The organism is Pseudoalteromonas rubra, from assembly GCF_000967655.1.
Taxonomy (GTDB): Bacteria; Pseudomonadota; Gammaproteobacteria; order Enterobacterales; family Alteromonadaceae; genus Pseudoalteromonas; species Pseudoalteromonas rubra_A.
The window spans coordinates 42,106-65,454 of sequence record NZ_JXYA01000018.1 but is presented as its reverse complement, the minus strand read 5'-3'; the positions used below and the strand labels follow the sequence as shown (position 1 = coordinate 65,454).

The window sequence follows — 23,349 nt, the reverse complement described above, 5'->3', positions numbered from 1 at the left end:
GTGAATACGGCACTGGCCGATGCGCCAGTGGCATCCAGTGCACGGGATATGGCCAAGCTGCTCAAAGCCATCATTGTTAAAGAAAAGCCTGTTAATGAGCGCATCCGTCGCAATATGGTTGGCGATGCGTATTTACAAACAGCCCGCTGGTTGCCACGCTTTTTGGACGGAGCGCTGTATTATGGGCTAGGCGTGATGGTTGAAAAGCATGACGGCGGCATTTTATATCATCATGGCGGCAATGAATTTGGTTACATCACGCAAAGTGTCTACCTGGCCAATCAGGATGTGGCGATCGGCCTGATCGCCAACTGTGGGGCTCAGGATGAGTGCGATGAACCTGTTATTGCGCTGACGGAGGCGCTGATCATCCTGTTTTCTGCTGATAGTAGCGACTAAGCGGATTGCCCTGAGTTTCAAGCAGGTGTGCAATGGCCTGGCGGGTGTCGTTACTTTTGTTCTGGCTCAGTTTAAATGTGCCGGTGATTGAGGCTATCTCTATGTTGAAAAAGAACAGCTGTGAGAACAGTTTTGCAATTTGGTTTTCACTGAGCATGGACATACCCCAGGGATTGGCCGGGGATTCAAATTGTTTTAGCTGGCACTGCATGGCCGCGTATTTGTCGTCCGGGTGTGTGATCTCCCTAAGTTGCCCGCTGATATGCACGGTGGCGTAATCCCAGGTTGGCAACATGATCCCGGCAACCTGACTCGGGGATAAATAGGCATCTGGTCCTCTGAACAACACCTGTAGCTGAGCTTTATCGAGTTGAGTGAGTGGGTTCGCTGGATTTGCATGCCCTAACAAGTGTGTTCTTTTACTGTTCAGACTCAAAGACATGTGGACAAAAGGGGTCTCAGAGTTCGGCACAACCAAGGTTGCCAGTGGGTGCTCATTGATCAGTTGCCACAGGCGTTCGGTATTGTGCTCTGCAAAGGCGCTGCGTGGATAGCTCATAACCAGCCCTCCAGTTGGTTTTTGACTTGCGGCCACATGTCATCTGTGATGGCAAACTGGGCCGTGTTACGAAATGCATTCGGCGCAACACGCTGATCTTTTAATATGACTCCTTCGAACTGTGCACCCAGTCGGGTGATTGCTGCACGCGACGCCTGATTGTGTTCATGTGTGCGCAATTGCACGCGTACCAGGCCCAGTGTTTCAAACGCATGTTTTAGCAGCAAATACTTGGCATGAGTATTAATGTGGCTGCGCTGCCACTGTTTACCAATAAACGTATGGCCTATTTCCGCGCTCAGGTTGGTTTTGTGCAGCCTGAACAAGCGAGTACTGCCCGCCACCGCATTGCTTTGCTGGTCGAAAATGACCAGAGGTAACTGAACATCGGGGTCAAACTGTGCGCTTTGTTCAAACCAGTGGACGAGTTTCTCATCGGTTTGACAGTAATTATCCAGCACCCAGGTCCACAGCTCGGTTTGTTCGCCAAAGCTGCGCAAGTGTGGCAAGTGTTCTCGTGTCAGCGGTGCGAGGCGCACCTTGTCTGTTTGCAGTGTCAATTGTGTCAGCATAAGTCTGTACTCCCATAACTGTGTTTTGAGTGTGATCAGCTTAGTGTTTTCTGGTAGGTTATAAACAACCAGAATTGTATTTTTTATTAGACCAGTTGGTATGGCAGAACTGGCACGGAGAGAAACTATGTTAACGGGTGCGCCCTTAACTCAGAATACCCCTAAGTACATTCAACTGGCAGAGCAGATCTGTGACGCAATTAAGCAGGGGCATTTGCAGCCTGATGACCCGCTGCCATCGGCCAGAAAGCTGGCCGAGTTATATGGCATCAACCGTCATACGGTGATGACTGCGCTACAAAACTTAGTGGCTCAGGGCTGGCTATGCTCTGCACAAAGGCGCGGATATCGGGTTAATCAGGCTTTGCCGGTAGAATCCAGTCAGTTGGTAGTCCAGCCCAACACACAGGCCCGGGATATCAAACCTGATTTTGCATTATCGCTGCCAGATACTCACACCAGCAGTGTAGAAAAAGAAACCTGTGAGTATAGTTTTGCCGGTGGTCTGGCTGACTTGTCCGACTTTCCTTACGATGAGTTTCGGCGCCATCTCAGTCAGGCTTGTCGGGCTGTGAATGTGCCGCATTTACACTATGGCAATTGCAGTGGTGAGCCCGCATTGAAGCAACAACTTCAACATTACCTGCGTCGGGCGCGCGCTTTGGAGTGTGATGATCTTTTGGTGTGCAACGGCTCTCAGGAGGCGCTGTTTTTGATTGCCAAAGCTTTTATTAAGCCTGGCGAAGGCGTTGCAGTCGAATCTTTGGGTTATCCACCGGCGCATTGTGCATTTGAAGCATGTGGTGCAACCCTGCACGGCATTGCGCAAGATAAGGAAGGGCTGAGTGTCGACAGTCTGCGCGCCTGCTTTGAGCGCAATAAAATCAAGTTGCTGTATTTAACGCCATTACACCAGTATCCGACTATGGTGACCTTATCCGTTGCGCGTCGGATGGCGATTTATCAATTGTGTACTGAGTATGGGGTGTTCATTATTGAAGACGATTATGATCACGAGTTTCACTACCGCTGTCCGCCCCTACAGCCTATGGCTGCAAACGACCCTCATGGGATAGTGATCTACGTCTCAACCTTTTCAAAAATCATGTTTGCCGGCGCCAGAATGGGTTATCTGGTTGCCAGAGCCGATGTGCTTAATCAATTGGTGTTGCTTAAGCAGTTAATGAACCATAAAAACGATATTTTGTTGCAAATGGCGCTGGCGAGCTGGATGGCCTCGGGTGAGTTTGAACGCCATTTAAGGCGAATGACCAAGCGCTACCAGGCGCGCTGTGATGCAATGGCACTGGAGCTTAAACGTTATCAGGCGCAGGGCTATGCGTTGACTTTTACAGTGCCTGATGGGGGCATGGCATTTTGGGTGAATGTACATCAGGATGTGTCTGAGCTGGGAGCGCGCGCCGCTGAGCAGGGGGTGTATGTGCAGACTGAAGCTGAATTCTGGCAATTTCCACAACAAAATTATACCCATATTCGCCTTGGGTTTGCCGGGCAAAGCGAGGAAAAGATGCGTGCGGGGCTGGCGCGTATCATCGCGTTACTCTAGAGAGTCATCCATGATTTTTGCTGTGTTGTACCATATCCAAAGCCTGAGATGATGCATGTCTACCACCACTTAGGAATAATATATTCTTATTGATCAGGGTTTTGGATTGGTAAATTCCAGCTTTTGAACAGGCGTATCCGCGCTCTAAGAATGCGAAAAAACATAACCAAAGTGTAACTTTTTTGTTTTTATTGTGTCTTTCCAACTCGTGAGTGTTGACTTTTATGTAAGTGTTTCGCTAATTTTATTAACGAATATTTCATTTAATGTTTTATTTAACTATCAAGTGATTCACAACAAAGAAAAGGATAATAACTATGAAGACAACAATAAAAGCGTTTGCTCTGGTTGCCGGTACTCTGTTTGCGGGCTCTGCTTTCTCTGCGCAAGTGGTATGCGATGTTTACCCTAAATCAAATGGTCACAGCTGGGGCAATGGCACACCTAACTGTGCTGGTTTTGATTTCTCATTTGGCAGCTCTACAAACGGTCGTTTTTACCTCAAAGATGTCACAAAGGAAATCAAGGAAGTACGCTGGGAAGGTAACGCAAACTGTTCAGGTGGTACCAGCTGCAGCACAACTATCCGTGCCTACACAAGTAACACAGCAACAGCGCTTATCTTATACAAAGACGGTACCTGGGAGCGTCCTAAAGCAGCCAGCGCGTTTTACGAAACAGGACACTAGCAGTTGAGTGTGAAGCCTAATAACAACGGGCTTCACACCCCAAATTCTGCTCAGATGAAGTTATACACCCAATAAACAAAATACTAGATAAGGAAATGACCATGAAAACGATAATAAAAGCATGTGCGCTCATAGCAACCACAGTTTTTGCAGGCTCAGCATTCTCGGCGCAATTAGTATGTGAAGTTTACCCAAAAGGTAGTAATGCACACACCTGGGGTGATGGTACACCCAACTGTGGCGGTTTTGATTTCTCATTTGGCAAATCAACCAGCGGTCGTTACTACTTGAAAAATATTGCAAAACCCATCCAGGAAGTACAATGGAATGGCGATGCTAATTGCTCAGGTGGAACAAGTTGTAATGCGACTATCAGAGCATATACCACAAACTCTGCCTCTGCGCTGATCTTGTATAAAGATGGCACCTGGGAGCAAACCAATACAGCTCGCCCTACTTACGAGACAGGTCACTAGGTTTATTGAGAGGGGGCTTATAGGTCAAGCCTCCTCAGTTTGAATGTTGCTCTTCCAGAATCGCTTTACCCTCTTCCCAGCTTACGATAAACACCTTATCAAACTCATCCTCGCGAATACTCACTGAGTGTCCGCTCAGTAACTTGACCAGCTCAGGTGTGGTGTTGCTGTGACCCGCAACCACAATGGCCCCCGAGTAGGTTTTGAGTTGCATAGCAAAATCGGCCAATGCCCGTGGGTCATACAATTGCACTGGCACTGAGATTTTACTGCTCAAAGGTGCCAGAGTCTGTTTTGTCCGGTTGTAATTTGTTGAAAATAAACGGCCAGGGCTCAAAGGGGCCAGCAAGGTGGCGAGTCGTTGTGCCCTTTGTTGGCCCTGTGGCGTGAGTTCAGGATCCTTACCTGTCATTTTTTCTGCGTGGCGTATCAAAACAATTTGCTCAGGCTGCGCAAAGACATTAGCCGAAGCGAGCGTTAACAGTATCAGGAGTAGGATTTTCATTGTATTTATTATCCTCAGAACTAAAGCCGCCAGTGTGTCTAATTTTGTCCCTGATAGCAAGTTGCGCCAGCCAGTGCTGTGTTGTCCGCTTTCGGTGAACTGTCCGGTTTTGCTCAAAATAGCGGACACTTTTTCCGTCCGCGGACACTTTTACTCCGGTCCCAAAATTACTTAATTCAATAAAAACAATAAGATAAAAGTTGGCACGACTCTGGTATTCATTCTACACAACAGACAACAGGACACATTGACAATCCAAGGTGTGTGGCTTTGCAGTCAAACACAGCCGGATGTAATGGACCTGGCACAATGACGAGAATAACACGAGGGAGTACCCATGATTAAAGACACCAGTCAACAGGATTTAGTGGTGAAGTCTACGAAAGTAAGCTGGAAAAAGGCCGTCGGAGTGGTGGCCTTGATTGGCGCTTTAGGCGTCACGGCGCGCGCTATTTCAATGGCAGATACCACTGGTCGCTCATTTGAGCGCAGCGCATTGCAGGTTGCGACGGTTTCGCGGGGCGATTTTGTACGCGACATCCAGGCCAGTGGCCGGATAGTGGCGGCCAACGCCCCTCAGGTGTACAGCCCTCAAGCAGGCTTTGTCGACCTATTGGTGAAAGCGGGCGATACCGTAGCCCAAGGGCAGGTGATTGCCCGGGTAAATAGCCCGACGCTGACCAATGAGCTTAAGCAGCAGCAGGCCGAGCTGGCAAGACTGCGCGATAGCCTGGCGCGGGAGCAACTGGAAGTCAGACGCGAGACGCTAACCCTAAACCGTAGCCTGGAGCTGGCAAAAGTAACGCTGGATGCCGCTGAGCGGGAAAATCGTCGGGCACAGTTGTCCATCAAGCAAAATCTGATCAGCCAGATCGACCTGGAAGAAGCCGTGGATGACCTGGCTCGTGCCAAACTGAACTATCAGCATGCGCAGCAGGAAGTCGCTCTGGGCAAAGATACGTTGGCATTCGAACTGGCAGCGGCGAGCAATTTAGTTGAGCGACAGCAACTGGTCGTCGATGAGCTCCAGCGTCAGGTTAACGCTTTGGATATTAGTGCGCCGGTAAGCGGCCTGGTCGGAAACCTATTTGTTCAAACCAAGGCGGCTGTTACAGATCAGCAGGCGCTGATGACGCTGGTTGATTTATCTGCCTATGAAGCGCAATTGCAAGTGCCTGAAAGTTATGCCAATGAGTTGGGCCTGGGTATGAGTGTAGTGCTAAAGGTCGGTGCCAGTGAAGTCTATGGTAAGCTCTCGGCGATATCTCCGGAGGTCAGCAATCGGGAAGTAACGACCAGGGTGCGCTTTGATCACAGCGACATGGGTGGGATCAGGCAGAATCAACGTTTGTCTGCGCGGATATTATTAGACAGCAAAGAGGATGTGATTAAAGTCCGCCGGGGCTCGTTTATGAACAGCGGAGGCAACGTGGTTTACCGAGTCGAGGGTGAGGTGGCAACGCGGCTGAATGTGCGCACCGGCGCATCCAGTGTGAACGAAGTGGAAATTTTGGATGGTTTGTCGCCTGGCGATCAAATCATAGTGTCTAATTACGAACAATTTGAACATGCACCCTTAGTGCAACTGAGATAAGAAGGATAACGAAAATGCTAGATATGAAAGCTATCAGTAAAGTCTATCAAACAGATATGGTACAGACGCACGCGCTGCGAGATTTTAACCTTCATGTGGCCGAGAGGGAGTTCGTTGCCGTGACGGGTCCTTCGGGCTCAGGTAAAACCACCTTTTTGAATATTGCAGGTATGCTGGAGCCCTTTAGTGGCGGGCAATATTGCCTGGATGGTGTTGATATTGGCAAGCTCAACGACAACGCCCGAGCTGATTTGAGAAACCAGAAAATTGGCTTTATTTTCCAGGGCTTCAACCTTATTCCTGATTTGAACTTGTATGAAAACGTGGAAGTACCACTGCGCTATCGGGGGATCAAATCCGCTGAGCGTAAACGCCGGGTCGAAGAATGTCTGGAACTGGTGGGTCTGGCGGGACGCGCCAAACATTTACCTCAGCAATTATCAGGCGGGCAGCAACAGCGTGTTGCAATAGCCCGAGCGCTGGCAGGACGACCTCGTTTTTTGCTGGCGGATGAGCCCACAGGTAACCTCGATAGCCTGATGGCACGTCAGGTGATGGAATTGTTGGAGCAAATCAATCGTGAAGGGGCAACCATAGTGATGGTGACGCATGACCCCGAACTGGCAAGGCGCGCACCACGTAATATTCAGATTGTTGATGGCCGGGTAACTGACTTTACGCTGTATCAGGGTCGCTCTATGGATACCGCGATGGCGGCAGGAGGCTAATATGTTTACACACTATATTGACCTGGCATGGCGCAGTCTGCGCCAGACCCCTCTGGTGACATTTTTAATGATCCTGGCCATTGCTATCGGCATTGGGGTGACTATGACAACTTTGTCTGTCTATCACATGATGTCGACCGATCCGATCCCCGATAAAAGTGACCGTTTGTTTGCGGTACAACTGCAACCTATGGATGATGGTGAAACCTGGGCAACAGGAGATGATGTACCCTATCAGCTGACCTATCAGGATGCCATTAATCTGCAGGCGTTGCCGGGTGACTTTTTGCGCGCTCCGATGATCCGGGCTGGGTTTTCCGTGCACCTGAACACACCACAAAGTAAGCCTGTGATAGAAGATGCGCGGGTGACCGATAGCGACTTCTTTAGCATGTTTAACCTGACCTTTATCCATGGCAGCGCCTGGACTGCGGCGCAGGCGCAAAGTGCCGCCCCGGTGGTGGTATTAGATGAAGAAATGGCGCAGCAAATGTTCGGTAAAACTGACGTGGTGGGTGAGTCGTTGTTTCTAGGTGAGCGTCGCCATGAAATTGTGGGAGTGACGCAAAAGTGGCGGCCCAACATCAAATTCTATGACCTGAACAACGGTGCCTTTGGTAAAGCTGAGCGACTATTCGTGCCGTTTAGCCATGTTAAAGCCTATGATGTGGACACCTGGGGCAATACCAACGCCTGGAAATTTGAGGAAACCCGCGACTTTAACGACAAAATGAATTCAGAAATGGTCTGGATCCAGTTCTGGGTGCAGCTGGATACGCCAGCGCAGCGCCAGGCCTATGGCGATATGCTAATGGCCTATATGCAACAGCAGCAAAAGCTGGGTCGCTTTAACCGTGAAGAGTTAGCGTACGGACTACAAGACGTCAACGCCTGGATGAACTACAACAAGGTGATAAGCGAAGACAATAAAATTCTGGTCGGTCTGAGTTTTATGTTTCTGGCCGTGTGTGTGGCCAATATCTTAGGCCTGTTGCTGGCCAAGTTTATGCGCCGGGCGGCTGACGTTGGCGTAAGGCGGGCGCTTGGTGCCAGCAAGCGCCAGGTTTTTTATCAGCACCTGGTGGAAGTGGGTATGCTCGGGTTACTCGGTGGTGCGGTCGGTATTGTGTTTGCGCAGTTTGGCTTGCTGGGCGTGCGACAAAGCTATGACTACTACAATAACCTGGCCAGTATGGACTGGATGATGTTACTGAGTGCACCAGTGATTGCGATATCTGCTTGTATTTTGGCAGGACTGTATCCGGCCTGGCTGGTTTGTCGAACCACCCCGGCAACCCACCTGAAAGTACAATAACAAGGAGCCTGACCATGTTTGAAATTAAACCAACACTCAATGCCCTGATGCGCTCTAAACTCGGTGCGGTACTGCTCATTTTGCAATTGGCCATCACTTTGGCCATAGTCAGCAATGCGGTGTCTATTATTCAGGACAGACTGACCTATTTAAACCAGGATACGGGTTACCCTGAAACGGCTATTTTTAAGTTTAATTCACTGAACTTCGATAAGCAGCTGGACCGATTACAGCAAGTAGAGCTGGATGAGCAGCAACTACGCAATGTTGACGGAGTGATAGCGGCTGCTGCGGTTAGTTCAGTGCCACTGACAGGCAGTGGTAGCTCGGATGGGGTACAGCTGAAACCGATGCCGCAAGAAAGTAAGCGAGTTAATATGGGCTATGTGACCGGTGATGAACACATGCTAAGGGCTTTGGGCGCTACTTTAGCAGAAGGGCGCGACTTTACCGAGGATGATGTGGTTGTCAGTGATGGCGATGGCCGCTTGCCATCGGTGATCATTGTCAGCCGCGCTGTGACCGATGCGCTGTTTGGTCCATCAAAAGGACTGGGTGAGACCGTTTACTGGGGCACCAACCCGCTGACCATTGTGGGCATTGTGGACACTATGGCAAACCAGTGGCCAAAAAGCAGCTTTGGCGAAAACACTGCGCTCATTCCGGTTATTCGTGCTGGTAATTTCCAGAAGTTTATCGTTCGCACTGCGCCTGAGGAACGGGCACAGGTAATGCGCCAGATTGAAGAACTTATGCTTGCCAGCCATCGTGAGCGAGTCATTAGCGATATCACCGGCTTGGATCAGAAAAAAGCTCGGTATGATGCCAGAGACGTCCTGATGATGCGTATGCTGATGACGTTGATTGTGGTACTGGTGATTGTCACGGCGCTGGGTATTTTTGGTTTGTCGACCTTTAATATCAGCAAGCGAACCAAACAGATAGGCACCCGACGTGCCCTCGGCGCCCGAAAGTCTGCCATAGTGCGCTACTTTGTGGTTGAAAATGCGCTGATCTGCACCATGGGCCTGATGCTGGGCGCAGCAGCGGCAGTGCTACTTGGACAACAACTGATGCAGTGGTACTCAGTGCCGGCACTGGGTTATTCCTTCATTGCCGTTACAGCCGGGTTACTGTTGCTGATGAGTTTGCTATCGGTGCTGATGCCGGCGCTGCGAGCAGCCAATATCTCTCCCAGCATTGCGACACGCAGTGTCTGAGTACGCTTTATCAAATCCAATTAAGTAATGAGTGCACGGTGGCAACTTGCTTGCCACTGTGCACACTGCCAATCGTTAAATTGGTATTATGAGTTACTGAAAGTAAAAGGGATTATGTTACACTGGATACACAGAGCCAAAGCGATGGATATAGCTGGCTCACGCATATAACACGAGCACAATAATAATGATGAATAAGATCCTCGTCGTCGATGATAACCAGGCTGTGCTGGATGCGCTATCACTGCTGCTGGAGCTCCATGATTATCAGGTCGAAACGGCCTTAACGCCTTTTGAAGCGCTGCAAATCGTGCGCTATCAGCGTATAGCTTTGGTGATCCAGGATATGAATTTCACAGCGGACACCACCTCCGGGGAAGAAGGCAAAGCCTTATTCCGTGAGCTGCGCGCCATCAATCCGCATTTACCTGTGATCCTGATCACCGCCTGGACCGAGCTGGAAATGGCCATTGAACTGGTTAAAGCTGGCGCTGCGGATTATCTTGCCAAACCCTGGGGCGATCAAAAGCTGCTTACCTCTGTTGCCAACCTTATCGCCTTAGGTGAAGCAAAAACGCAAAATGAACAGTATGAGCGAGTCGCGCAACAGCGTGAATCACTCAACGAAGGCGCAGATCTGCGTGGGCTTATCTATCGCAGTGCGGCAATGCAGCGAGTGGTCGATATGGCGGTGCAGGTTGCCAAGTCCGATGTGTCGGTGCTGATCACTGGCGATAACGGCAGCGGCAAAGAAAAAGTCGCCGAGATCATTCAGGCCAATTCCACACTTAAAGCTGCACCTTTTATTAAGGTTAATGCCGGGGCGCTGCCACAGGAGCTCATAGAAGCCGAGCTGTTTGGCGCAGAGGCCGGTGCTTATACCGGTGCCAACAGGCAACGGATCGGGCGTTTTGAAGCCGCCGATGGTGGCACTTTGTTTCTCGATGAGATTGGCAATTTACCTTTATCTGGTCAAATGAAGTTGCTCAGAGTATTACAGACGGGCGAATTTGAGCGGCTTGGCTCAGTTGAAACCCGCCGCGTTAATGTCCGTGTGATCTCGGCCACCAATGCCGACTTACTGAGCGATATTCAAAGTGGCCGATTTCGTCAGGACCTCTATTACCGCCTCAATGTTATTGAACTGAACCTGCCGCCGCTTAAATCACGCAGCGATGATATTTTGCCACTGATTGCGCACTTTTTACCTGGCCGGGAACTCAGCCTGAGCGCGGAACAAAGGCTACTGAGCTATGACTGGCCCGGCAATGTCAGGGAGCTGGAAAACGCCTGTAAACGCGCCGCCGTGCTCAATCCGCAGGGATTGCTGGAAGCGCAGGACTTTGGCTTGCAACAAAGTGTTCAGCGCAGTGAGCAGCCAGCGCAGAGCAAACACGAGCCCGGCAAAGCTGAGTTGGAGGGCGCGATGCGAGAGTTTCATGGGGTCATCGCTAAAGTGGCACGCCATTTTGGCATGAGCCGCCAGGCTTTGTACCGGCGTCTGCAAAAACACGACATTGACTACTAATATGAAGCTGCCCGCATTCTCTATTGCACAAAAACTGCTGCTCGCGATGGCACTGACCCTGACGATTGTCAGTGTCCCATTGCTGTTTTTATTTGACTGGCAAACCTGGCTGGGTACTCTGTCGCTGGCTGTTTTAGTGGCAGCAGGCATACTCAAACTGCTGACTCGCAATCTGTTTGCTGGTTTGCAGGCGCTGGAAAGTGGCCTGCTCAACTTTAAAGACAGTGATTTTTCGACATTACTGGCTTATCAAAATAACGATGAACTTGGCAGGTTATGCCAGTTATACAATCAGGCCGCAGCGCAGCTCAGAGATGAAAAACAGTGGATCTATCAGCGCGAGCTGATGCTCGATAAGGTGCTGCACAGTGCACCGCAAGCACTGTTGCTAACCGATGATAAGGGTATTGTGGTGTTTTCAAATCACAGTGCCAAGGCGCTGCTTAATTGTGAGCATAACCTCGAAGGTATGAAGCTTGATAAACTGGCACAGCAAGCCAGCCCGGCGTTGCATAGCGCGCTGTCGGAGGCGGTGGATGGTTTGTTTGAACTGCATCCAGAGGGCGCAGATAAACAGACCTGGCACTTGTCTAACGGCGAACTGCTGCTTAATAATCAGTTTCATCGGCTCTATATCTTCAAGCAGTTAACCCGCGAGTTAAACCGTCAGGAGGTCGCGGTGTGGAAAAAGGTCATCCGTATAATCAGCCACGAATTAAACAACTCACTGGGGCCCATTTCCTCTATGCTCCACAGCGGCAAAATCCTGGCAAGTAAGTTAGAAGAGGCGCGGCTTGAGCGGGTGTTCTCAACCATAGATGAGCGGATCCGTCATCTCACCGAGTTTGTCCAGGGCTATGGCAAATTTGCCAAGTTACCTGCTCCTAAGCTAAACCCTGTCTGTTTGTCGCAGTTGCTGGTGCAGCTGCAATCCTACTTGCAGTTTCAGTGCACGCAAACGGGAACCCAGCCACAGAGCCGTCAGCTGCTGGCCGATGCGGCCCAGCTCGAGCAATTGCTGATCAACTTGCTCAAAAACGCCCATGAATCGGGGAGTGCTCCGGACGCCGTGGGTATTAAGGTCGACTTTGCTGCCCAGCATGCATTGCTGCGAGTTGTGGATGCCGGTCAGGGAATGAGCGAGCATATCATGGCCAATGCCTTGATCCCCTTTTACTCCACTAAACCCACCGGCACGGGCTTAGGCCTGGCACTGTGCCGTGAAATCGTTGAAGCGCACCACGGCCAGATCCACTTAAAGAATCGCCCGCAAGGTGGGTTATGTGTCGAAGTTCGTTTGCCGCTCAGTGCCGTTTGACGGCGTTTTCGGGCGCTCTGGACAGCCTTGCACGTTTTCCAGCCAGGAGACGGTATTTGCGGCAATGACTATGGTGCCGGACACTACCAGGCTGGCGGCACTGACTAACCCGGCGCCTGCTAAAACCAATGCGCAAGCATCGCCCCGGCACTGACTAATTGCCTGCATTTGTGCATGGGTCAATGTTTTTTTGCGCATCATCATTTTACACTTGGCGTCGTAATACTGGACTTCCTGGGGGGCAAACATACAGCTACTTAGTAACATTAAGCTGATGAGTGACAGGCCCGCAGCGGGTTTAAAACGTGTCATGCTGGCCTCTTGGTGAGAAAAAAGAACCTTGCGGTATGGCGCAGATCATTCAAGCGGGCTTGAACTCAATACAAAAATGCCCATACTCAAGTGAATAGAGTCTCAAAAACACTCCGACGGATTATGACCCAACCGCTTAAACAGGTAAAGCAACTCAGAATTAAACTCCTGCTACTGCTGGTCATTGTGTTTATGGCCCTGGTGGCATTAGTGCCGTTTGTGATCTCCAGTTTAAATGAGCGTAATGCACTGAACGCCCACATTGAGTCAATTAAAAAAACAACCAGTGAAATCATCTATTACGATGAAGTGCTAACGATGTCATCGCGTATGTACACCTTTACCGGCGACGAAAAATGGTCTCAGCGTTACCTGAGAATTGCCAACGCACTGGATCAGACCCTGCTTGAAGCCCAAGCTCTGGACCCGGTGATTGCTGATGCCATCGCGGCAACCGCGCAGGTAAACACCAAACTGATTGAAATTGAGACAAAAGCCTTTGCATTGAGCCGTGCAGGCATGGCCGAGCGGGCCCAGCAAATTTTACTCGATGACGCCTACTTTGCGCTGAAGTCTCAGTATCAGGCCACCGTGTTTGACGCACTTGATAAAACCAGAGCGCAGAGTGAAACCAAGCTGGTTCAGCAAAATGAGTTTAAAACTCAGGTTTTGCTCGGGTCTTTAATTGTGCTGGCGCTGCTATTTTTGGCCTTCATTGCTTACTTATATCGACATAATAAACAGGCCGATGCAACCGTTGAGGACCTTGTAAACTCCCTGAATGGCTCCATTGCGCAGCTGAAAACCACATCGGCAGAGCTGGAGCAAGCCAGTAAAGCTAAGTCGCAACTGCTGGCCAATATGTCCCATGAGCTGAGAACGCCAATCAATGGCTTGTATGGTGCACTTCAGTTGCTGCGCAAAGAAACACACTCAACAGAAAGTGTCTCTTTGCTGGACACTGCGACTATGTGCAGTGAAATGCTATCGACGCTGGTTAATGACATACTGGACTTTACCCAGATGGAGGCGGGCAAGCTGAAGCTGGAAGTCGGGGAGTTCGATTTAAGTAAAGTGGCCCGGACTTTAGAGCATATATTTAAGCACGAGTGTGAGCAGAAAAAACTGCGCTTTGATTATACCTTTGAGGTACAGCAAACCGTGCGGCTGGGAGATGAGCTGCGGCTCAAGCAGGTGCTGATTAACCTACTGAGTAATGCCGTTAAATTCACCCCGCGCGGTCGCATTTCGTTGTCTATTGCCGCAGCGTCGGACTCTGAGTGGGTTGATATTGTGCTCAGTGATACCGGGATTGGTATGACACCAGAGGTGCTGAGCAAGCTGTTTGTGCAATTTGAACAGGGTGATGCCTCACCCACCCGGCTTAAGGGCGGTGCCGGACTGGGCCTGGCGATTGTGAAGTCCCTGGTTGATGCCATGCAGGGGACCATTGAGATTTCCAGCGAGCCGGGCAAAGGGACGCAGGTGACCTTGGCAATACCGCTGCCACTACCAGAAGAGTCGGCGCAGAAGGAGTCAGAACAGGTAAACTTCGATAGTCAAAAGGCAAGTTCAGAGGCGGCCTTACAGGGCTTATCGATTTTGATTGTTGAAGATAATGCCGTGAACCAGATCATCTTGCAAAAAATGTTGGTCAGTCAGGGGGCAAAAACAGCCGTGGCCAGCAATGGCGAAGATGCAATAGAGAAAATGCACGACGAGATCCAGCTGGTATTGATGGATATTCAGATGCCTGTGATGGGCGGAGTTGAGGCATTTCAGGTGATCAGAGCAAAGTGGCCGGTGGTACCTGTGATAGCGGTGACCGCCAACGTGTTTGAAAGCGACGTGTCTCATTATGTAGATTTGGGGTTTGACGCTGTCGTGGCCAAACCCATTTCCCAGTCCGAGTTAACCGACTCTATTCTTGCCAATTGTGTGTCAGTGAGTGAATGAGCCGCCGGATTTCAAACGGCTCGGTAAAGCGCAGTCTAGTTGGCAGCAAATTTATCATTGATTTATATCAATGCAGGTGAGTCAAAAATCTCCCATGGAAGGTGGCAAAGTGGCCAGAGCTGGGCACTTTGCCTGTGGGATAAAATCATCTGCTGGCCTAACCGGGATGGTTTAACTTTGCAATGATCCTGTTACTGGCTTGTTCAACCAGGTCTAATACCAGTTCAAAGCCGTCGCCGCCGCCATAATAGGGGTCGGGTACTTCATCGTATGGTTGTTCGCCATAACGTAAAAAGAGCGCCAGCTTGTGCTGATAATGTGCCGGACAGCGGGATTGCAGGTCGGCCAGGTTTTGCTCATCAGCACACAAGATCAAATCAAAGTACTCAAAGTCTTGTGACTGAACCTGCCGGGCTGTGATGGACGACAGGTTATAGCCCCGCTTATGTGCGGCTGCTGCACTGCGTCTGTCGGGTGGATTGCCCTGATGGTAGGCAATGGTGCCCGCAGAATCGACTTCCACGTTAAGCCCCTGGGCAATGGCTGTATGTTTCAATACCGCTTCCATAGTTGGAGAGCGGCAGATGTTGCCCATACACACGACCAAAACTTTGGGCGGATTGCTCAATTGGATGGCGTTACTCATAAATGGATCCTTTTGCAGAGGGGCTGCCAGGGTAAGGCAGCCCTTAGTATCCGCCATCATATCAGACTTTTATGGCACAATTGCGCGAGATCACAGGCTTTCGTGAGGGCCGAAAACTTCGTACAGTATTCTTGCGTCATCCACCCCCAGCGCCAGCAACTGTTGTTTCAGGTCGGCCATAAAGGGGGTTGGGCCGCAAAGATAGAATTCGCCGTTGTTTACAGGCAATGTGTCACTCAATGGAGCCAGTACCATGCGTCCGGCACCTACCTGCTGTGAGCTGGTGCCGGTTGCACCCTCTTCAAACCAGGTGTAAGTAGTCAGTGCAGGCAGAGCGTCTGCGGCTTGTGTCAGCTCACGGTTAAAGCTCTGTTGCGTCGGGGTGCGGCAGGCATGGAGGAAAAACACCGCCTGGTCGCTTTGTTGCTGGGCTTGCGTATGCAGCATTGCCATCATAGGGGTAATACCCACTCCCGCACTGATCAACACTTTGGGTGTATCTGTTTGCCTGAGCACAAAATCCCCTGCAGGTGGGGAGATGTCCAGCTCATCGCCTTCACACAAGCCATGTAAATAGCCGGATACCAGATTATCCAGCTTGACTGAAATGCGATAAAACCGGCCGTTAGAAGCATGAGATAAAGAGTACTGGCGAATTTGGCGATGGCTTTGGCCCGGGATGTCGCACTGCACAGCCAGGTATTGTCCTGCCTGATACGGCATCACAGCCTGCCCATCACAGGGTTTAAGATAAAAACTCTTAACCAGGTCAGATTCGTGAACAATTTGGCTGATAGTGAAGCGGCGTGTGCCACGCCAGCCGCCATGGTGTTGCTCGGTCTGACGATAAATGCCTTCTTCCTGGGTGATAAATAAGTCGGCCAAAAAGGCATAGGCCTCAGCCCAGGCTTGTTCTATCTCTGCGTTAAACTGCTGTGGAAATTTTTCCCGTAAGGTCGCAAGCAGGTGCTCGCCAACAATGGGGTAGTGATGTGGCTGTATGCTGAGGCTGGCATGCTTATGGTTAATGCGCTTAATCGCATCACTCAGTACCTCAGGCTGATCTATATAGGTTGCATAGGCCGCCAGTGCGTTAAACAACGCAAATTGCTGCCTGCCGGAGCGCTGGTTGCTGAGGTTGAACACATCAAGTAGTTCTGGGTTATGTGCGAACATTCGCTGGTAAAAGTGCTCTGTCACCTCAACACCGGCGTCGGCAAGTAGAGGGATTGATTGTTTAACCAGGGTAATGGTTCGTTGGCAAAGCATAAAAAACTCCTAATAAGTCCACTTTTCGTTGAAGTGGAGTAAATGCACGAAACAATAAAAACTAACCGCGACGCCCATCGAGGCGCTTGCGTACTAGCATGGGGGCGTAAATAAAGACAAACAGCGCAAAGCTGGCAGACCAGATCAGGGCACTGAGCTGCCAGGCCAGATGCGTGCCAATGTATACGGGCAGCAGACTGCGAATGAGTGCGCTTGTAAGAACCAGCAAAAATGCCACAGACATCAGCGGATGGGGGGTTAAGGGGCGGGCAGTATGGCCCAGTGCAACCCGAGCCATCATCGCCAGGATCATCATGCCCATACCACCTATGGTGATAAGGTGCAGGGCATCTTTGGCCTGCAAGCTTGTGTTAAAGTAGGCGTAACCAAAGCCAACAAGCCCAAGCGCCATCATCAGGTAGGCCAGGTACAGCGACCACAGCAGGGGCACTAAAAATACCCGCCGATTAAACCACATAGCAGCACGTACCAGGTGCAACAGTCCGGCCAGGATCAACAGATATCCAGGTACAACAGCAAGCTGCAAAAAGTGATGCGCAAAAAAGCCAGATATCCCCGTCACAGAAACAAACAGCAGTAATTTATCGAGTCGGGGAGTACGCTGTTGCTGTGCCAGTCCCAGGCCTCGGGAGATAAAAAAGGGCACAACCCGGCCACCGAGTATGCTGATCAGCAAAGTAAAGCCGAGTACGGCCATTTGACTTAGCAGTCCAGCCAGCTCAAAGGCTTGCTGATCAACCACCACGAGAAACACCATGTTCAGGGTTGCCAGCAGTGCCAGTACCGGGATGAACAGGTAATTTTTGTTGTTATTAACCTGCACCACCACCCAGGTGAAATGCGCAATGGCAATGAGCCAGAATGCACCTTGCAGAGCCATTAGCCACATTAAGGGTTGGGACGACCAAACTCCGGCGACCCGCGCGCTGCCCCAGACCACGCAAAGCCCCAGCAAAGGCCAGCCGTTTAACGTGCTTACGCCGGTCCAGTTTTTGGCAGCGGTCAACAAAAAGCCAATGGCGATTGCGCTGGCAAAGCCAAACAGCATCTCATGTGCATGCCACAGTGTTGCCGGGTAGGGGGCATGCCAACTCAGGAAACCACTCAATATTGCGAACCAAACCAGCATTGCGCAGCAGGCCCACAGGCTGGCAAGTAAAAACAGCGGACGAAATGCCAGCATCAGTACAGGAGCATGTTGTAATTGGTACCATTTGACGGTGCGTGGCATGGGTTCATCAAGGTTTAGCAGGGTCATCAGCGCACCTCCAGGCCCAGGTTATACTGGCAAAAACACCGCACCACATAGCTGACCTTGAGCAGGGTGGCAAAAACAATGGTGCTGATATGGGCCGCTATTTGCGTTGACAATGACAGGTGATGGTCAAAGGCGTAACTGGCCAAAATGGCCAGCATAAAACCAATCAGGCTGAGCATCAGGCATTGATTGGCAAAAGGGAGCGTACGGCGATAAAGTTTCATAATTACCCTTGTAAAACACAGTGAGTCAAACTGATGATACAAGAGCATGAACTGTGCCAAATTTTTATTTTATATAAAACAGCAGGTTATGGTTTGTCTGCTTGCTATGTGGAGTCATAATGACTTACACTGAAGATGTCTTTTAAACTTTAATAGGTCATATTGACTTGGATCAGCGAACCTTATCTCACCTGCTCGGTATCAGTACTGAGCTGGCTCAGCAACTTCCCCGTGTTAATGAAGGCGATATTGGCGCGTTTACTCAGGCCCTGGTACGTGCAGTTCAGAGTGCAGTAACGGCCGACGCCATTGCGGTTTTACGCTGCGAGCAGGGGATTGCCTATCCGCTTGCCTGTTCGGGCCTTGCGCCAGAGGCGATGGGGCGGCGTTTTGTGATCAAAGATCACCCAAGGCTGGCGGCCATTGCTGGAGCTCAGCAGCCGCAAATATTTGCGGCAGATTGCCCGCTGCCAGACCCGTATGACGGTATGCTGCTGGCCACCGCCGGGGCATTACCCGTCCACGCCTGCATGGGCTTTTCGCTATATCAGGACGCGCAACTGGTTGGCATGATCACCTTTGACAGCCTCACGCCCAGCGCGTTTGAACAAGTTGCGCTACCCATGCTCGTGATGTTGCAGTCTCTGGTTGCAGCACATTTTGCGACCGCACTGAATCTGGCGGCATTGTCTGAGCAAGCGCGCCACGGCAGGGCGATGCTCAGAGAGCTCAGCCATCAGAGCTATACCATGATAGGCAACAGCGAGGTGATGCAACGGCTCAAGCAGGATATTGATCTGGTCGCGAATTCTGAGCTGAGCGTACTGATCCAGGGTGAAACCGGTACAGGTAAAGAGCTGGTGGCACGGCGCATTCATGAACACTCTTCGCGTGCTCAGGGCCCGTTTGTTCAGGTCAACTGTGCATCGTTAAGTGAACACCTGGCCGAGAGTGAGTTTTTTGGCCACCGTAAAGGGGCCTTTACCGGTGCCGACAGACATCGTGAAGGTAAGTTCCTGGTGGCGCATGGTGGCACCCTGTTTCTTGATGAAATCGGTGAACTGCCACTGGGCATGCAAAGCAAGTTACTGCGGGCGCTACAAAGTGGTGAGATCCAGCCCGTCGGCACAGATAAACCGCAATATGTTGATGTCAGGATAGTCGCTGCAACCAATCGTGATTTACGCCAGGAGGTTGAAGCGGGTCGCTTTCGTGCCGACTTGTATCATCGTCTGAGCGTTTTTCCGCTGCAAGTGCCGCCGTTGAGAAACCGTGCAGAGGACATTGTGCCGCTGGCGGGCTTTTTTGTTGAGCAATTGCGTAAAAAGCTGGGAGTGCGTCAATTGGTGCTGTCGGCACCTTTTTTAAAACAATTGCAGGCACACGACTGGCCGGGCAATGTGCGCGAGCTGGAACATGTACTCAGCCGGGCGGCGCTGAAGGCAAAGCATACCGCCTTGGCGCAGGATATTGTCGAGGTTGATATCACCCATGGTGTTCAGTGGCAAGCCAGCGCTGCGCAGGCACCAGCAGATAACCCGTATAGCGAGGCTACTTCAGTACCCGCTGCGCAAACCCTAAAGGCCGCTACAGAAGCGTTTCAGAAAAATCTCATCAAGGCCCGGTTACAGGCCAATGAACTCAACTGGGCAGCCACTGCGCGTGAGCTATCCGTTGATAGGGCAAACCTGGTGCGTCTGGCAAAACGTTTGGGCATAGCAACGCTTAAAAAGCTAACCTGAGGACACTGGCAATTTAATAAAATGAAGTAACTGAATAAGGACTGTTATTCGCAATGAAAATTGTTCTTACTAAGTTTATAAGTCATTTATTTTAAAAGAATATATTAAGAAATTTATTAGTTTTAATCGGTCTTGCTAAGTTGCGATTTTGTTCTAGGTTTATAAGGCGTCTAACTATTCCTTATTGAGGGGGCCCTATGCAGGGTAGCAAGCAAGTAATAGCAGCATTAAATCAGGTCTTAACGCTCGAGCTGACGTCTATTAACCAGTATTTTTTGCACGCACGCATGTGGAAAAACTGGGGCATTGAAGAGCTCAACGAGAAAGCCTACAAAAAATCCATCAAAGACATGAAGCAGGCCGACGACTTAATCGAACGGATCTTATTCCTCGAAGGCCTGCCAAATTTGCAACATCTCGAAAAACTGCGTATTGGTGAGCACACCGAAGAAATGCTCAGCTGCGATATGGCGTTTGAAACGGAGCAACTGCCGGTACTGCGCAGTGCCATTGAGCTGTGTGAAAAAGAGCAGGACTATGTCAGTCGTGAACTGCTCGAAGATATTCTGGAATATGAGGAAGACTATGTCGATTGGCTGGAAACCCAGCAATTCCTCATCAAAAATTGCGGCATAGAAAACTATCTGCAATCGCAAATTGAGGAGTAAGACATGCAAGGTTCTCAAAAAGTAATCGATTTACTCAACAAGCAGCTGACCCTGGAGTTATCGTCAATGGACCAGTATCTGGCGCATTCTAAAATGTACGAAGACTGGGGCCTGTCAAGATTGCACCATAAACTGGCTCATGAATACGAAGAAGAGCTGGATCACGCGAAGCGGATCACGGAGCGCATTTTGTTCCTTGAGGGCACGCCCGATACAGCATCCAGAGCGCCCATCAAAGTGGGAGAAAACGTTCAGGAAATGCTTGAAAATGACCTGGCAGCAGAGATCACGGTAAAAGATCATCTGAAAAAAGTCATTGCGGTCTGTGAGGAAGAGCAGGACTATGTGTCGCGCGAGATGCTCGAAGCGCTGCTTGACGACACAGAAATGGACCACATCTACTGGCTTGAACAGCACATTGGACTGATCAAACTCATTGGCTTACCAAATTATATTCAAAGCCAGATGTCGGGTGGCGATCCCACTTAAACAATAGATTATAGTGCAATCCTAAGGAGGCCATGCCTCCTTTTTTTATGCCTGATTAAACTGACTTTGCGGGCTTGCCAAACGGGTTATTCACAGGGATACTTGCCGCCATGAAAGATGGCAGCATCAGGCTGTTGATAACGGAGCGTTAAATTGGAAAGACAGGTCGCCTGCCTGGTAGAGGCATGTAAACAACTGAGCTTAAGACACGAATGTATCGACCGCGAACAAAATTTGGTCAGGGTGTATTTCAACCATGGTGTTGAGTACTTTGAGCTTAATAAAACCCCTTTTAACTCTGAGTCCATTTACGGTCTGTGCCGGGACAAAATGCATTCATATCAGGCGTTTAATCAGGCTGTGACTATGCCCCAGACGCTCTCTTTCCTCGACCCCAATGTGCCAGACGAGTACAAACACTATTTGCAGTACCAAAACATGGATGAAATTGTTGCGGCAGTTGAGCACACTTTTGGCTATCCGGTGGTCATTAAAAGTAATAGCGGCGCACTGGGTGTGAATGTTCACTTATGTCAGGATAAAGCCTCGCTTGTGGCTGCCTTTGGTGAGATATTCAACGGCCAGTCAAAGCACTATGATTATCTGGCGCTGGCGCAGGCCTATGTTGAGAACAAGGCTGAATACCGTCTGGTGTGTGGCTTTGGCGAACCCTTGCTGGCCTATAAAAGGGGCATGGCGCAGACATTTAATGTGCGCTATTGGGAGAAAAATGAAGTCGCGACACTGGAGCAGGATGAGACTTTGCTCACGGTGCTGTTTGAGTTTGTTAAGCCTGTGTTTGAGCTGGCAAATATCGGGTTTGTTGGCTTTGACATTATCCTGGGTCAGGATGACCGCTTTTATCTGATTGAACTGAACTCTTCCCCTAAGTTTAATCATCTGATCATAGATAATCCTGAACTTGGGCCTGCGGCGGTCACCAGCATGTACAAAAACATGCTACAAAAGCTGAATAATCGAACAACTTAGGGCTAAACTGTTGGAAACCCTGTGATCTGGTTATCCGACAATGAAATGGTTAAAGGACATAGACAGCAGTTTTGATACTCTGCTGACCGACTGTTACCAAAGGCGTGAAATGGACATGGAGCGCCATGTTAATAAGCTGCGTTTTTTTGGCCTGATGGCCTTATTCCTTACTGAACTGGCCATCGGTTTATACAGTATCGGCTGGGATACCACGCTGGTGGTCGTTGATTTGGCCACCATCGCCGTGGTGACTTGCTGGTGCGCTCTGGTCTCACACTGGTCTCGCTCCGAAGGCTACAAACCCTGGCTCAAATATGTCTCTATCTTATTCGATTACACCATTATTCTGGTGGTATCGGTCGAAATTGAGTCGCTGGATGTGTTTAAACACTTTTTGCAGGACCTGCACCAGACTGAGTTCGAACTCATGCTGGTAAGTGTTCTGTTACTGTTTAATATTATGAGTGCATTTCGCCAGGGTAAGCTGATCATTTACTATTCCACACTTTGTTGCGTGGTGACCGGGACCTTAGTGCTCGAGCACAGTCACACAGCCAGAGCCATTGAGATCCACGAGCAAGTGATCATCATCTGCTCGGGCTTTTTAGCCTGGTCCTTGTCTAGTTATATCACCGGCACCTACACCAAGTTGCGCCATCGCGAGCGCCTGTTGCGCTATTTGCCTGAGCAATTAGTTAAAGCGGTTGAGCGGGGGGAGGTTGATATTGAACCTGGCGGCGAGAGGCGCGATGTGACGGTATTGATGGCGGATATCCGCGGCTTTACCCGTTTGTGTGAGCAGCACGACCCGGAAGTGATCACGCAATTGCTGAACCGCTATTTTTCGCGCATGAGCAGCGTTATTTTTATCCACCAGGGCATGATTGATAAATTTATCGGTGATGCGATCATGGCTGTATTCGGAACGCCTCAAGAAGAAGAAAACAATGCTAAAAACGCAATAGAAGCGGCGCGGCAGATGCTTCAGGCGCTTGAGGCACTCAACCAGGAGTTCGTTGCAGAGGGCTTGCCGAGTATCGCGATTGGCATTGGCATACACAGTGGTGATGCAATTGCGGGTAATGTGGGTAGCAGCAGCTGTATGGACTACACTGTGATTGGCGATACAGTCAATGTGGCGGCTCGGATTGAAAGCAAAACCAAAGAGTTAAACTTTCCGCTGCTGATCAGCGAACAAAGTGTACACCAGTCCCGGTTGACACAGCTTAAACGGGTTGCCATGGTTGAGCTTACCGGGCGCAGCCAGCCTATCGAGGTGTATCACTACCCTGACTAAAAAAGAT

At 50.2% G+C, this 23,349-nt stretch carries 24 protein-coding genes; 16 read left to right on the top strand and 8 right to left on the bottom strand.

Annotation, left to right across the window (positions count from 1 at the left end):
* Complete coding sequence (locus TW77_RS09140; RefSeq protein WP_046004670.1) at nucleotides 1–399, top strand: serine hydrolase; 399 nt, start codon at nucleotides 1–3, stop codon at nucleotides 397–399.
* Here the strand turns inward: TW77_RS09140 and TW77_RS09135 are convergent.
* Together TW77_RS09135 and TW77_RS09130 are read right to left on the bottom strand one after the other, a co-directional pair.
* Complete coding sequence (locus tag TW77_RS09135; protein WP_046004669.1) at nucleotides 368–958, bottom strand: FMN-binding negative transcriptional regulator; 591 nt, start codon at nucleotides 956–958, stop codon at nucleotides 368–370. The genes TW77_RS09140 and TW77_RS09135 overlap by 32 nt on opposite strands.
* Nucleotides 955–1,530, bottom strand: a complete 576-nt coding sequence (locus TW77_RS09130) for a GNAT family N-acetyltransferase (RefSeq protein WP_046004668.1) — start codon at nucleotides 1,528–1,530, stop codon at nucleotides 955–957. Before TW77_RS09130 ends, TW77_RS09135 begins: the two co-directional genes overlap by 4 nt.
* Nucleotides 1,531–1,657: 127 nt before the next feature.
* Here TW77_RS09130 and TW77_RS09125 point away from each other — a divergent pair, with 127 nt between their 5' ends.
* The 3 genes from TW77_RS09125 (at nucleotide 1,658) to TW77_RS09115 (ending at nucleotide 4,262) form a co-directional block, all read left to right on the top strand.
* Nucleotides 1,658–3,097 carry a PLP-dependent aminotransferase family protein gene (locus tag TW77_RS09125; protein ID WP_046004667.1) on the top strand — a complete coding sequence of 480 codons (1,440 nt, stop codon included), beginning with the start codon at nucleotides 1,658–1,660 and terminating at the stop codon, nucleotides 3,095–3,097.
* A gap of 317 nt (nucleotides 3,098–3,414) precedes the next feature.
* The gene (locus tag TW77_RS09120) at nucleotides 3,415–3,786 is read left to right on the top strand and encodes a hypothetical protein (RefSeq protein ID WP_046004666.1); all 372 of its coding nucleotides are present in this window, start codon (nucleotides 3,415–3,417) and stop codon (nucleotides 3,784–3,786) included.
* A 101-nt stretch (nucleotides 3,787–3,887) separates the two neighbouring features.
* A complete protein-coding gene (locus TW77_RS09115) occupies nucleotides 3,888–4,262 on the top strand; it encodes a hypothetical protein (RefSeq protein ID WP_046004665.1) in 375 nt (124 codons plus the stop codon).
* Nucleotides 4,263–4,296: 34 nt separating this feature from the next.
* On the opposite strand, the gene TW77_RS09110 is transcribed toward TW77_RS09115, so the two are convergent.
* Nucleotides 4,297–4,767: a SixA phosphatase family protein gene (locus tag TW77_RS09110; protein ID WP_046004664.1), complete on the bottom strand. Its 471-nt coding sequence runs from the start codon at nucleotides 4,765–4,767 to the stop codon at nucleotides 4,297–4,299.
* Between the two features lie 337 nt (nucleotides 4,768–5,104).
* Between TW77_RS09110 and TW77_RS09105 the strand changes: the two genes are divergently transcribed.
* The 6 genes from TW77_RS09105 to TW77_RS09080 all read left to right on the top strand — a co-directional run bounded on the left by TW77_RS09105 (nucleotide 5,105) and on the right by TW77_RS09080 (nucleotide 12,470).
* Nucleotides 5,105–6,361 (top strand): efflux RND transporter periplasmic adaptor subunit, encoded by a 1,257-nt coding sequence (locus tag TW77_RS09105; RefSeq protein WP_046004663.1) that lies wholly within the window; start codon nucleotides 5,105–5,107, stop codon nucleotides 6,359–6,361.
* Nucleotides 6,362–6,375: 14 nt separating this feature from the next.
* Nucleotides 6,376–7,089 (top strand): ABC transporter ATP-binding protein, encoded by a 714-nt coding sequence (locus TW77_RS09100; RefSeq protein ID WP_046004662.1) that lies wholly within the window; start codon nucleotides 6,376–6,378, stop codon nucleotides 7,087–7,089.
* Nucleotide 7,090: 1 nt separating this feature from the next.
* A complete protein-coding gene (locus TW77_RS09095) occupies nucleotides 7,091–8,404 on the top strand; it encodes an ABC transporter permease (protein WP_046004661.1) in 1,314 nt (437 codons plus the stop codon).
* Nucleotides 8,405–8,418: 14 nt separating this feature from the next.
* Entirely contained in the window at nucleotides 8,419–9,624 is a 1,206-nt protein-coding gene (locus TW77_RS09090; protein ID WP_046004660.1) for an ABC transporter permease, read from the top strand.
* 190 nt (nucleotides 9,625–9,814) lie between these two features.
* Nucleotides 9,815–11,152 (top strand): sigma-54-dependent transcriptional regulator, encoded by a 1,338-nt coding sequence (locus TW77_RS09085; protein ID WP_046004711.1) that lies wholly within the window; start codon nucleotides 9,815–9,817, stop codon nucleotides 11,150–11,152.
* A 1-nt stretch (nucleotide 11,153) separates the two neighbouring features.
* Nucleotides 11,154–12,470, top strand: a complete 1,317-nt coding sequence (locus TW77_RS09080) for a sensor histidine kinase (protein ID WP_046004659.1) — start codon at nucleotides 11,154–11,156, stop codon at nucleotides 12,468–12,470.
* On the opposite strand, the gene TW77_RS09075 is transcribed toward TW77_RS09080, so the two are convergent.
* Nucleotides 12,432–12,782, bottom strand: a complete 351-nt coding sequence (locus tag TW77_RS09075; RefSeq protein WP_046004658.1) for a hypothetical protein — start codon at nucleotides 12,780–12,782, stop codon at nucleotides 12,432–12,434. The two genes, TW77_RS09080 and TW77_RS09075, sit on opposite strands and share 39 nt — an antisense overlap.
* 123 nt (nucleotides 12,783–12,905) lie before the next feature.
* Between TW77_RS09075 and TW77_RS24215 the strand changes: the two genes are divergently transcribed.
* On the top strand, nucleotides 12,906–14,738 hold the full coding sequence (locus TW77_RS24215; RefSeq protein ID WP_052713124.1) for an ATP-binding protein: 1,833 nt from the start codon (nucleotides 12,906–12,908) through the stop codon (nucleotides 14,736–14,738).
* 157 nt (nucleotides 14,739–14,895) lie between these two features.
* On the opposite strand, the gene TW77_RS09065 is transcribed toward TW77_RS24215, so the two are convergent.
* From TW77_RS09065 to TW77_RS09050, 4 genes are all read right to left on the bottom strand, one after another.
* Nucleotides 14,896–15,384, bottom strand: coding sequence for a low molecular weight protein-tyrosine-phosphatase (locus tag TW77_RS09065; protein ID WP_046004657.1), 489 nt, complete (start codon nucleotides 15,382–15,384; stop codon nucleotides 14,896–14,898).
* Nucleotides 15,385–15,474: 90 nt separating this feature from the next.
* The gene (gene hmpA, locus TW77_RS09060) at nucleotides 15,475–16,653 is read right to left on the bottom strand and encodes an NO-inducible flavohemoprotein (RefSeq protein ID WP_046004656.1); all 1,179 of its coding nucleotides are present in this window, start codon (nucleotides 16,651–16,653) and stop codon (nucleotides 15,475–15,477) included.
* 61 nt (nucleotides 16,654–16,714) lie between these two features.
* A complete protein-coding gene (locus TW77_RS09055) occupies nucleotides 16,715–17,932 on the bottom strand; it encodes an NnrS family protein (protein WP_046004655.1) in 1,218 nt (405 codons plus the stop codon).
* Nucleotides 17,932–18,156, bottom strand: a complete 225-nt coding sequence (locus TW77_RS09050) for a hypothetical protein (RefSeq protein WP_046004709.1) — start codon at nucleotides 18,154–18,156, stop codon at nucleotides 17,932–17,934. Before TW77_RS09050 ends, TW77_RS09055 begins: the two co-directional genes overlap by 1 nt.
* A 167-nt stretch (nucleotides 18,157–18,323) precedes the next feature.
* Between TW77_RS09050 and norR the strand changes: the two genes are divergently transcribed.
* From norR to TW77_RS24210, 5 genes are all read left to right on the top strand, one after another.
* Entirely contained in the window at nucleotides 18,324–19,898 is a 1,575-nt protein-coding gene (gene norR / locus TW77_RS09045; RefSeq protein WP_052713123.1) for a nitric oxide reductase transcriptional regulator NorR, read from the top strand.
* A 197-nt stretch (nucleotides 19,899–20,095) separates the two neighbouring features.
* On the top strand, nucleotides 20,096–20,566 hold the full coding sequence (gene bfr, locus TW77_RS09040; RefSeq protein WP_046004654.1) for a bacterioferritin: 471 nt from the start codon (nucleotides 20,096–20,098) through the stop codon (nucleotides 20,564–20,566).
* 3 nt (nucleotides 20,567–20,569) lie between these two features.
* Entirely contained in the window at nucleotides 20,570–21,055 is a 486-nt protein-coding gene (gene bfr, locus TW77_RS09035) for a bacterioferritin (RefSeq protein WP_010380639.1), read from the top strand.
* Between the two features lie 153 nt (nucleotides 21,056–21,208).
* On the top strand, nucleotides 21,209–22,045 hold the full coding sequence (locus tag TW77_RS09030) for an ATP-grasp domain-containing protein (RefSeq protein ID WP_046004653.1): 837 nt from the start codon (nucleotides 21,209–21,211) through the stop codon (nucleotides 22,043–22,045).
* Between the two features lie 40 nt (nucleotides 22,046–22,085).
* The gene (locus TW77_RS24210) at nucleotides 22,086–23,342 is read left to right on the top strand and encodes an adenylate/guanylate cyclase domain-containing protein (protein ID WP_052713122.1); all 1,257 of its coding nucleotides are present in this window, start codon (nucleotides 22,086–22,088) and stop codon (nucleotides 23,340–23,342) included.
* Nucleotides 23,343–23,349 lie beyond the last annotated feature (7 nt).